This is a genomic window from Kitasatospora sp. NPDC088783, from assembly GCF_044750705.1.
GTDB lineage: Bacteria > Actinomycetota > Actinomycetes > Streptomycetales > Streptomycetaceae > Kitasatospora > Kitasatospora fiedleri.
Genome location: NZ_JBIVKJ010000036.1, coordinates 1 through 11,904, shown reverse-complemented (window position 1 = coordinate 11,904; position 11,904 = coordinate 1). Strand labels below are relative to the sequence as shown.

At 69.3% G+C, this 11,904-nt stretch carries 3 protein-coding genes and 2 pseudogenes; 4 read left to right on the top strand and 1 reads right to left on the bottom strand.

Annotated features, from left to right (window positions below; genetic code table 11):
- Positions 1 to 73 precede the first annotated feature (73 nt).
- The 3 genes from ACIP60_RS38060 to ACIP60_RS38050 all read left to right on the top strand — a co-directional run bounded on the left by ACIP60_RS38060 (position 74) and on the right by ACIP60_RS38050 (position 10,684).
- Positions 74 to 3,082 (top strand): LamG domain-containing protein, encoded by a 3,009-nt coding sequence (locus ACIP60_RS38060; protein WP_400694183.1) that lies wholly within the window; start codon positions 74 to 76, stop codon positions 3,080 to 3,082.
- Positions 3,083 to 3,177: 95 nt separating this feature from the next.
- Positions 3,178 to 10,110, top strand: coding sequence for an RHS repeat-associated core domain-containing protein (locus tag ACIP60_RS38055; RefSeq protein WP_400694180.1), 6,933 nt, complete (start codon positions 3,178 to 3,180; stop codon positions 10,108 to 10,110).
- A 1-nt stretch (position 10,111) separates the two neighbouring features.
- The gene (locus ACIP60_RS38050; RefSeq protein ID WP_400694177.1) at positions 10,112 to 10,684 is read left to right on the top strand and encodes a hypothetical protein; all 573 of its coding nucleotides are present in this window, start codon (positions 10,112 to 10,114) and stop codon (positions 10,682 to 10,684) included.
- On the opposite strand, the pseudogene ACIP60_RS38045 reads toward ACIP60_RS38050, so the two are convergent.
- Positions 10,638 to 11,567: pseudogene (locus ACIP60_RS38045) on the bottom strand (IS701 family transposase); the annotation flags it as partial. The gene ACIP60_RS38050 and the pseudogene ACIP60_RS38045 sit on opposite strands and share 47 nt — an antisense overlap.
- A 126-nt stretch (positions 11,568 to 11,693) precedes the next feature.
- Here ACIP60_RS38045 and ACIP60_RS38040 point away from each other — a divergent pair.
- Positions 11,694 to 11,904, top strand: a pseudogene (locus ACIP60_RS38040) (IS5/IS1182 family transposase); the annotation flags it as partial.

Genomic DNA, 11,904 nt, shown 5'->3' with positions numbered 1-11,904 from the left:
ACAACCCACTGTGCCCGGCGGGGACAGCCGAGGAGCTTCCAGGACTCAAGCGAGGGCCGGGCGTCACCCTGGGGTGGCGAAGCTGAAAACGCTCAGTGACTGCCCGGGCGGGTGGCTGGAGTTCGGCGGGACCTCGGGTGCGGTCAAGGATCTGGTCCAGGACGCCGCGAACTGGGGCTGGCCGACGATCACCTTCGGCCTCAAGGCCCAGAACGAGGGCGACACCCTGGCCTGGAAGCGGTTCACCGACGACGCGTTCCTGCGGGTCTACTACAACCTGCGCCCGAACCAGATCGCGATGTCGGACATGACGATGTCGCCGGGCTCGGTGTGCCAGTACCCGGCGGTCGCGCTGAACAAGGTGCCGCAGGTGACTGTAAACCGGGCGACCGACCCGGACGGCGAGGCGATCGCGATGCAGTTCGCACTCACCTGGGACGCCGGCGACGGCCTGCGCCGCCGCTGGTGGTCCACCGGCGCGGAGAACAACACGCCGGGAGACTTCAAGGCCTCGGGTTCGCAGTTCACCTACCAACTGCCCGATGCGTTCCCGCACAACACCCAGGTGGGTTGGGAGGCGCGTTCCTGGGACGGCGCGTCGTGGGGGGCGTGGTCCTCGGACGGTGACCCGACCGCCTGCTACTTCAACGTCGACACCACCACTCCGAGCGGACCGACGGTGACCTCGGCCAACTACCCGGGGGCGACGGACGCCACCGCCCCGCTGCCGTGGACGGACGGCGTGGGCAGGTACGCCTCCTTCACCCTGAAGGCAACCACCACCAGCATCACCAAGTACCAGTGGTCGCTGGACGGTTCGCCGTTCACCGACGTCGCCACCACCAACAGCGCGGCGCAGACCGTCAAGGTCCTCCCGCAGACCCCCGGCCTGCACGTCCTGTCGGCGCGCGCCGTCAACGCGGCCGGCACCGTCTCCCAGCCCGAGGCGTACTACTTCAACGTCCTGGGCGGCCAGGGCCAGAGGGCCGGCTGGAACATGGACGGTAACCTGAACGGTGCCGGCACGCAGGTTCCGGCCGCCCTCGGCGCGGGCGCCACCGCCGGCGCGGCCGGCCACCTCGGCACCGCGCTGTCCTTCAACGGCAACGCGCAGAGCGGTTACGCGCAGACCGACGCGGCGGTGCTCGACACCTCCAAGAGCTACACGGTCTCCGCCTGGGTGCTGTTCGACGGCACTCCGAACGCGCGGGTCGCGGTCAGCCAGAACGGCCCGGACTACTTCTCGTACACCCTCGGCGTGGGCATGGCCGGCGGCACCGACCCGCACTGGTCCTTCAAGATCCAGACCAACGAGGCGGGCGCGGACGCCACCAGCACCAGCGTTAACTCACCCGCCGTCGCACCGACCGGGCAGTGGACCCATCTGACCGGCGTCTACGACAAGGCCGCCAACTCCATCCGGCTCTACGTCAACGGAGCCTCCGTGGGCTCCGCCCTGGTGCCCTCGTCGATCTGGAATGGCCACAGCACCGTGCAGATCGGCCGCGACCGCTGGAACAAGCTGTGGTCCGCCCCCTGGGCCGGCTCCGTGGACGAGGTCAAGATGTGGGACCGCGCCCTGACCCCGGCCGAGATCACCCAGGTCGCCGCCGACCAGCAGTTCGCCACCGGCACCCCGGCCAAGGCCGTCTGGCACCTCGACGAGACCGCCTCCCCCGTCATCGGCGCCCCCGAGACGGACGCCCTGACCGCCTACAACGGCCCGCAGACCAACGCGACCGGCATCACCGGCCAGGCCGTCCACCTCGACGGAACGGACGACTACCTGCGCACCGCGCGCCCGCAGGTCGACGGCACCCGGGACTTCTCCGTCTCGGCCTGGGTGAAGCTGCCCAAACCGGCGGCCGGTGACACCACCGCGAAGACCGCGGTCAACCAGATCGGCCAGCACAACAGCGAGTTCATGCTGTACTACTCCAGCACCCTGAAGCGCTGGATCTTCGGCCGCTACAAGGAGGACACCGCCGTCGACACCCTGGTGCGCACCATGCAGCCGGACTGCACCGCCGGGACCCTGGTCAACGGCGTGCCGTGCTTCGCGGACACCACCGGCGAGTGGACGCACCTGATCGGCGTCAACGACACCACCGCCAAGAAGACCCGCCTCTACATCAACGGCTACCTGGTCGGTGAGGCCGACTACACGCAGAACTCGCCGTGGGCCAACCCCGGCCCGCTGCAGATCGGCGCGTTCAACCACGAAGGCGCCAACGGCCAGTTCTTCGGCGGTGACATCGACGACGTCCGCGTCTTCGACCGAATCGTCACCGCCCCCGAGGCCGCCGCGATGGTCCAGCAGCGCCCAGTGCTGGCCGGCCGCTGGAAGCTCAACGCCGTCACCGGTACTCCCGCGGTCACCCCGGATGAGGGTCCGGCCCACCTGGGGGCGACCCTGGGTGGCGGTGCGTCGATCAACACCGGCGGCGGCGTACTGCCCACCCCGGGCAGCCTGGCCCTGAACGGTACCACCGGCTATGCGGCCACCTCCGGGGTCCCGCTGCACACCAACCAGAGCTTCACACTTGCGGGTTGGGCGAACACCGCGGGCATCCCGACCCGAGACATGACGGTGCTGTCGCTGCCGGGCGCGAACAACAGCGCGGTCACGATGCGCTGGCACTCGCTGGGCCTGGACGCCAACAGCCAGCCCTTGGGCGAGTGGCAGGCGGAGGTCCGCACCTCGGACGCCGACGGCTCCCCGCGCACCCTGATCGCGCACACCCCGGCGACCTCTGTGTGGGAGAACTGGACCCATCTCACCCTGAGCTACGACTCGTTCTCCCGCCGCCTGGTGCTGTACGTCAACGGCCAGGAGGAGAACCAGACCTGCACCGCCGGCGCCACCGACTGCGTCGCGCACGTCTCCTCCGCCGGGGCCCCGCAGCCCTATGAGGCCGGCGGCAACCTGCAGCTCGGGCGCAACCGGGCCGCCGGTGCGTGGGGCGAGTACTTCTCGGGCGAGCTCGACGACGTCTGGCTCTACCAGGGCGTCCTGAGCCCCGCCCAGATCCTCAAGCTCGCCGACTACAACACCGAGTCGGACACCGCCACCGGCGTCTGACACCCTCTTCCAGCTCCGGGCCGGGCAGCACCCAGCTGCCCGGCCCGACGTCCCGCCGTGCCCGGCACGGTTCCTACTGAAGGAAGTTCACACTCATGACGTCAGGACGGTCCGCCGAGCGGCGGACCCGAGGAAGGCTGGCTGCCACCGTCGCGGCCACCCTGGTGGGGTCGCTGATCCCCACTCTGCCGCTGGCGGCCACCGCGGCCGCCGACACCTACCGGAAGCCCTCGGCGGTCTCCCCGGAGAAGCCGGTCAAGGGCTCCGACGCGAAGACCAAGGCGCGCAAGGCCGACACCACCGTCAGCAAGGTGGACGGCAAGCACGGTGCCCTGCCCGGCAGGGGCAGTGCCACCCTCGACGTGCCCGGTGAGCGGGGCAAGGCGGTGAAGGCCGGCAAGCTGCCGGTCGCCCTGACCTCCTCCGGCGCGGCCGCCAAGGACGCCAAGGTCGAGGTGCTCGACCAGAGCGCGGCGGCCAGGGCCGGGATCAGCGGCCTGGTCCTCACCGTCACGGGCGTCGGCGACAGCTCCGGCGTCAGCGTGGACTACTCGTCGTTCGCCCAGGCGGCGGGCTCCGGCTTCGGCTCGCGCCTGAAGCTGGTGCGGCTGCCCGACTGCGCGCTCACCACGCCCGAGCTGCCCGAGTGCCGGGTGCAGACGCCGCTGCCGGGCGGCAACGACGTCGAGGCGCAGACCGTCAAGGCCGACGCGCTGACCGCCGCCACCGCCGGATCCACCCGCCTCCAGGGCACGGGCGGTGCCGTCGTGCTCGGCGTCACCGCCGGGACGGCCGGGCCCAGCGGCGACTACAAGGCCACGCCGCTGTCCTCCGCGTCCTCGTGGTCGACCGCGCTCAACAGCGGGTCGTTCACCTGGTCCTACGACATGCCGCTGACCGCGATGCCGGGCAACCTGACGCCGAAGATCGGCCTCTCGTACAACTCCGGTTCGATCGACGGACGCACCGCCAACAGCAACAACCAGGCCTCGTGGGTCGGTGACGGCTTCGACCTGTCGCCCGGCTTCGTCGAGCGCTCCTACAAGGCGTGCGCGGACGACGGCGCGCCGAAGACCGGCACGGCCAGCCCCGGTGACCAGTGCTGGGGTACCGACAACGCCACGATCAGCTTCGCCGGGCACTCCGGCGAGCTGATCCCGGTCTCCGCCGACGAGTGGCGGCTGAAGGGCGACGACACGACGAAGGTCGTTCGGGTCCGCGACACGGGTCGTGGCAACGGCGACAACGATGGCGAGTACTTCAAGGCCACGACCCCGGACGGCACGTCGTACTACTTCGGCTACAACCGCCTGCCCAACTGGGCCAGCGGGAAGCCGGAGACGAAGTCGGTCTACACCGTCCCCGTGTTCGGCAACAACGCGGGCGAGCCGTGCAACGGCGCGAACTTCGACGCGTCGTGGTGCCAGCAGGGCTGGCGGTGGAACCTCGACCTGGTGGTCGACGCCCACGGCAACGACATCACCTACTGGTACACCCCCGAGACCAACAACTACAGCCGCAACCTGAAGACCGCCAACCGCACCCCCTACATCCGCGGCGGGCGCCTGGACCACATCGAGTACGGCCAGCAGAAGACGGACCTCTACTCCGCGACCGTCAAGCCGATGGCCCGGGTGGAGTTCAACGTCGCCGAGCGCTGCCTGGAGGGCACCGCCTCGCTGTGCGACCCGGCCTCGATCGACACCAACCGGCAGTACTGGTACGACACCCCCTGGAACGAGAACTGCAAGGACGGCGCCGACTGCACCACGCAGTACTCGCCGACCTTCTTCACCCGCACCCGCCTGACCCAGGTCGTCGCCAAGACCCTCCAGGCAAACGGCACCTACGCGCCGGTGGACACCTGGGACCTGACCCACAAGTGGGGCACCGCCGACTACGACTACCAGCTCCTGCTGGCCTCCATCAAGCACACCGGCAACTCCGCCACCCCCGCCGTCCCGCTGCCCCCGACCATCCTCGCCTACAAGCAGATGGCCAACCGTCTCGACAAGACCGGCGACGGACGCGCCCCCTTCATCAAACAGCGCCTGGGCACCGTCACCGACGAGATCGGCGGCCAGGTGGACGTCAACTACTCGGCTCCAGCATGCGACTGGGCCAGCCTGCCCACCCCGCAGACCAACACCACCCGCTGCTTCCCCCAGCAGTACCAGGCTTCCGACGAGAGCCCGGTCACCACGGAGTGGTTCAACAAGTACGTGGTCGAGTCGGTGATCGGCACCGACCGCACCGGCGGCGCACCCGATACGGTCACCCGCTACACCTACCTCGGCGACGCCGCCTGGCACTTCGACGACGAGGACGGCCTGACCAAGGAGAAGCTCAAAACCTGGTCCCAGTGGCGCGGCTACGCCCACGTCCGCGTCCAGACCGGCGGCAGCGCCGCCATGTCCACCCAGGCCGACCACTTCTTCCTGCGCGGCATGGACGGCGACCGCAACAACCCCACGGTCAAGGACAGCAAGCGCACCGTCACCGTCAACGACGGCCAAGGCACCACCCTGACCGACGACCAGGCCTGGGCCGGTTTCGAGTACCGCACCGAACAGTACGACAAGCCCGACGGCCTCATCCTCTCCAAGACCGTCAGCACCCCCTGGAAGAAGCAGACCGCCCAGCGCGTGCGCGACTGGGGCACCACCACTGCCAACCTCACCGGAATCAGCGCCACCCGCACCTTCACCTCGCTCGATAAGGGCGCGGGCACCACCTGGCGCGAAACCCGCGTCAACACCACCTACGACGACTACGGCCGCCCCGCAGCAGTCGAGAGCCTCGGCGACACCGCCGTCAGCACCGACGACACCTGCACCCGCACCACATACGCTGACAACACCACGGCCTGGATCCTCTTCAGCGCGATCCGCACCGAGACCGTCGCGGTGAACTGCTCAGCGACCGTTGACCGGACCACCAAGGCCGACGGCACCTCCGCGGTGCTCTCCGACGTCCGTTACCGCTACGACGGCCAGGCTTACGGCGCGGCGCCCACCAAGGGCGACACCACCCTCACGCACACGCTGAAGTCGACCACCGGCGCCAACGCCACCTACCTGGACGACTCGGTCAGCTACGACGCCTACGGCCGCGGCCTGGTGACAACCACCCAGGTGTCGTCCAGCGTGTTCGACCTCACAGGTGCGGGCACCCCGGCCACCACGGCCCTGCCCAACCCCCGCTCCACCACCACCGCCTACACCCCGGCCACGGGCCGGCCCACCAAGTCCACGGTGACGACCCCGCCGGCCACGGTCGGCAACGCCGCCACCGCCCAGACCACGACCACCGACTACGACCTGCTGCGCGGCCTGCCGATCGATGTTGTCGACGCCAACAACCGCCGTACGGACGTCACCTACGACGCGCTGGGCCGCACCCTCAAGGTCTGGCAGCCCAACCGCTCCAAGACCAACGGCCAGAGCCCGAACCAGGAGTACGGCTACAACCTGACGGCCGGCCAGGTCGCCTCCGTCTCCAGCAAGTCCCTGAACGAGGACGGTTCCCAGCAGACCTCGTACACCCTGTACGACGGCTTCGGCCGTACCCGGCAGACCCAGACGCCGGGCGAAGCGGGCGGTCGGATCCTGACCGACACGTTCTACGACGAGCGCGGCCAGGCCGCCCTCGCGTATGCCGCCTACTACGCCACCGGCGCCCCCTCGGGCACCCTGCGCAGCGTCGACGACACCACCGGCGTGGAGACCCAGACCAAGCAGGAGTTCGACGGCCTCGGACGGCCCGTCAAGACCACCGCTCTGGCGGGCAACGGCACCGGCACCCCGCTGACCACCACGCTCGCCGAGTACAACGGCGACCGCGTCACCGTGACCCCGCCCGCAGGCGACACGCCCACCACCACCGTCATCGACGCGCTCGGTCGGACCGTCGAGCTGCGTCAGTACAAGTCGGCGACGCCGACCGGCGCATACGACTCCATCACCTACGGCTACGACCCGGCCGGCAACCTCACCAAGCTCACCGGTCCGTCCGGCACGGTCTGGACCTGGATCTACGACCAGCGCGGCCGCAAGGTCAAGACAGTCGACCCGGACACCGGAACGGCGGTGACCACCTACAACGACCGGGGAGAAGCGGTCTCCAGTGTCGACGGGCGTGGCAAGACGGTTGCGAGCGTCTACGACAACCTGTCGCGCCTGCTGGAGATGCGTGACGGTTCGACAACCGGTCCGCTGCTGACCTCGCAGGTCTGGGATCCGGCGAACAACAAGGGCCAGCTGTCCTCCAGTTCGCGCTTCAACACCGCCGGCGGGGTCACCCGCGAGTACAAGAGCACGTACTCGTTCTTCGACGCCTTGGGCCGCCCGACGCGCACCACCGTGAGCGTCCCGTCCGTTCCCGGGCAGGAGGCGCTGGCGGGCAGCTACGTCACCGGCACCATCTACCGGCTCGACGGCCAGGTCGGCTCCCTCTCCTACCCCGCCGCGGGCAGCCTCGCCGGCGAGTCCGTGACGTTCACCTACGACACCCTGCACCGGCTCACCGCCGCCGGCGGTGCGAGCACCTACCAGACCGGCCAGACCTACAGCCTGACCGGCAAGCCGTTGCAGACCACGCTCTCCAACGGGACCGCGAACAAGCAGGTCTACGTCACCAACTCCTACGAGTGGGGCACCCAGCGCCTGGCCTCCAGCCGCACCGACCGGTACGGCGTCGCCACCCCCGCCCGCGCCGCCGCCTACACCTACGACCAGGCCGGCAACGTCACCTCCCTGACCGACACCTCCTCCTCCGGCACCGACCGGCAGTGCTTCCAGTATGACTACTTGGCGCGCCTGACCCAGGCGTACACCCCCAACACCGGGTCCTGCACCGCGCCCAGCGGCACCCAGCTCGGCGGCCCCGCCCCCTACTGGACCAGCTGGACCTACAACACCAACGGCACCCGAGCCAGTGAGACCCGCCACGACCCGGCCGGCAACACCGCCCAGGACGCCACCACCACCTACACCTACCCCGCCGCCACTGCGGCCCGCCCGCACAGCCTCACCTCCACCAGCACCGTCACCGGAGCCCTCGGCACCCCGGTCGTGGAGAGCTACGGTTACGACAACGCGGGCAACACCACCACCCGCAACCTCAAGCCCACCGGCAACCAGACCAGCGACCAGACCCTGACCTGGAACAGCGAAGGCAAGCTCACCCAGGTCACCGCCGCGCTCAAGACCACCACCGGTACCAGCGGCACGACCACGACCACGACCACGACCACCGACTACCTCTATGACGCCAACGGCAACCGCCTGATCGGCCACACCCTCGACACCGCCAACCCCACTGCCGAGAACTGGACACTCTACCTCGGCGGCACCGAACTCAAGCTCACCAAGGGCGCCACCAAGGCCGCCGCCACCCGCTACTACGCACTCAGTGGCGCCACCGCCGTCCGCACCGACGACAACAAGGTCACCTTCCAGACCGCCGACCACCACAGCACCGCCAAAACCAACATCGACGCCACCACCGGCATGGCCGACCAACGCCACGCCCTGCCATTCGGCGGCGCCCGCGGCGCCGCTCCGGGGACATGGGCCGGAACCCGCGGCTTCGTCGGCGGCACCGACGAACCCACCGGCCTCACCCACCTCGGAGCCCGCGACTACGACCCCACCACCGGGCGCTTCATCAGCGTCGACCCCCTGCTGGTCAGCAGCGATCCGCAGTCCCTGGCCGCCTACACCTACGCCAACAACAACCCCCTCACTTTCAGCGACCCGTCCGGCCTGCGGCCCGATGGTCAATACGGTGGCTTCGACTCCCTCATTCCCGACGATGGGATCCGCGAGTACTGGACGCCCTCGAATCACGGCGGCTGGACCTGGAGCCGCACGTACGCGCTGGGCGCCCCGGGCAAGGGCATGACGGAATGGGTGCACCAGGTCGTCACGTTCAGCAAGAAGCCCACGGCGAACCACACAGAGGTCACGGACGAGAAGTTCGTCCCCAATGCCGCCTGGTCGAAAGCCGTCGACTTCGTCTACGACGCGACCGGCGTGTCCGACGCCGTGGACTGCTATAGCGGCTCTGCAATGGGCTGCCTCAACGTGGCCCTCGACGCGGTGGGTTACAACAAGGCGAAGCTCCTCGCCATGGGTGCGAAGGCCGGCCTCGATGCCGCGCTCGCCGACGAGGAGCCGCACGGAACCCTGCGCGGGTGCAGGACTCCGAACAGCTTCACCGCAGGCACTCCGGTGGTCCTGGCCGACGGCAGCACGAAGCCGATCGAGCAGGTCGTCACCGGTGACCTCGTCCTCGCCCTCGACCCGACGACCGGCGAGAGCGGGCCGCGGCGCGTCCTGGCGACCATCGAGAGTCCCCACGACACCGAGTTCACCACCCTCGCCGTGACGGACGACCAGACCGGTCTCGCCTCCGAGATCACCTCCACCCCGGAGCACCCCTACTGGGACGTCACGACCGAGCAGTGGACGGAGGCCGGCAGGCTCGCCGCCGGCGAGAAGCTCCGCACCACCACCGGCACGGCCACGATCACGTCCACGCAGACCCGTACGACCGTCGGCCAGCCGGCCTACAACCTGACGGTCGAGGGGATCCACACCTACTACGTGCTCTCCGGAGCCACGCCGTTGCTGGTGCACAACAACGAAGGCAACGAGATGGGCGACATTCGGGAGAAGTACGTCGCGTGGTTGGTGGGCGGCACCATCATGAAGGATGACAACGGCCAGGACGTCAGGAAGAAGATCAAGATCGGTGGAGCGACCAGCCTCGACGTCGTGGCTCCGAACGGTGACCTCATATACGTCGGGGGACCCAAAAAGGCCAAATCGCGTGCGGCCTTCGGAAACGACTTGAAGAATGGCAGGGCGTACGCTGAAGAGCTCGGGGTGACGGCACAGTACTATCTCGCCGAGCAGACCCCGGAGAGCACCATCCAGCAGGCCAGGGATCGTTTCGGGGCCGAAAACGTCCACCTCTTCAGCGACGACGACGCCAGGCGGTTCGTCGCAGAGAACGAGTGCTGAAATGTCCGGTGACGGCTACATCCGGTGGTACCGCGAACGAATCGGACCAGGCGGTTTCATCGAGCAAGTGAAATACTTCGGGGAACGGGGCCTCCACGCCCTTCATCCGGAGCGGGGCGTCTTGATGGTGGACGTCGACGGGGAGGAAATCCCCGTCGGGATCGAGGAGGCGGACCGCATCCTCAGCCTTCACCTGGGGGACGCCGCCTCGATCTGGCGGTTCGCGGAGGACGCGCAGGTGGTGTGCACCTACTCCGACCCGTCGGCCGGGTCCGGGACCCAGACCTTCTCCCTGGGCAGCCTGCTGGCGGAGGAGGTCCAACAGATCGAGTCGGTCCTGATCCGGGCCGCGGAGGAGTTCCCGGTGGGGACCTCGGCACTGGTCGTCGACCGCCGGGGCGTCTCCGATCCGGACGCCTGGGACTCCCAGATCCTCTACGGAGGCAGGGACGCTCCGGAGCATGCGGATCTCGTCCTCACCCGGGAACCGGTCACGTCCAAGCTGCTGGCCGCCCCGACGGGGTTCCGTGGTACTGACGTCGGAGCGGGCTGGACACGCGTCTCGTTGCGCTGACCCGTCGAGGAAGCGGAGGCCCCGCCCGGGTACCGGGCGGGGCCTCCGCTTCCTCGTACAAGTGCCGACCGTGCAGGCTGTGGGCGTCCTTGCCGCACGAGCGGTGCCTCCACTTCTGTCGGGGCGGATCCGCGACCGGGTCGTGGAGCGGATGGTCCGGGGCACGCCGGGTGACGACGGTGTCGTGCCGGGTGGTGGCCACGACGTGGAAAACGTCGGCCTGTTCCAACTCGGTGCGCCGGCCCTTGCTGTAGCCGTAGCCCGCGTCAGCGGCCACCCAGCGGAACGGGATCCGGTCGTCGATCGCACGGCGGACCATCGCCCTCGCGAGCTGGACCTTCATGGCGAACTCGAGCTCGTCGCCGATCCCCGCCGCCCGGCACCGATCGCAGTCGTCCGTCCAGGACTTCGGCAGGTAGAGCGCACGGTCGATCAACGTCCGGCCCTGCTCGCCCGAGTACGCGAGGAACACCCCGGCCTGGCAGTTCTCGGTCCGGCCGGCGGTGCCGGAGTACTGCCGCTGGACGCCGGCCGACCGCACGCCCTTCTTCAGGAACCCGGTGTCGTCCGCGATCAGCACGCCTCCCGGGTCGACCAGGTGCGCGACGGCGTACTCACGCACATCGCCGAGCACCCCGTCGGCGCCCCAGCCGATCCGGTTCAGCAGCCGCTGGATCCGGTCCGGCCCGCCGTGGCCGGCCTCCCCGGCCACCGTCCACCCGTTCTTGCGCTCCAACGGCGCCGGCAGGCCACACATGTAGGCCAGCGCCGACTCCCGCGATTCGCTCCGCGCGAACTGGTGAGCAAACCGTCTGTGTAACTCGGCCAGCCCGTCCAACCAGTAACGAGCATCGAGTTCGGATATGTCCCCACTCGTGAACAGCTCGACGAGCAAACCCGACAACAGTCACGGATAAGCAGGGTCTGTCCAATGAACGGTGCTTGCGAGTTGGTGTGTGATAGCGGGTGAGGTCGGCGCGCTGGGGAGTGGCATGATCGCGGCGTGCGGATGGCAGTCGACCGGGTGGTTCTGGCGCATCGGCTGTTCACGGGTGTCTCCCGGCAGCATCTGGGCGGTCTGATCGCCGAGCCGGCCGGGCCGTGGCAGGCCGTGGTCGAGGGACGCCGCCACGAAGTGCGGGGCGGGGCGAGGAAGCGGGCCGCAGGGGCCGGTGCCCGTCACCGACTCGTCTTCACCGAACGGGTGGTGGCCGCGCCGG

Bases quoted from the DNA above. Each gene is read 5' to 3' on its own strand.
- ACIP60_RS38055 (WP_400694180.1), top strand. From the start codon at position 3,178: ATGACGTCAGGACGGTCCGCCGAGCGGCGGACCCGAGGAAGGCTGGCT.
- ACIP60_RS38050 (WP_400694177.1), top strand. From the start codon at position 10,112: ATGTCCGGTGACGGCTACATCCGGTGGTACCGCGAACGAATCGGACCA.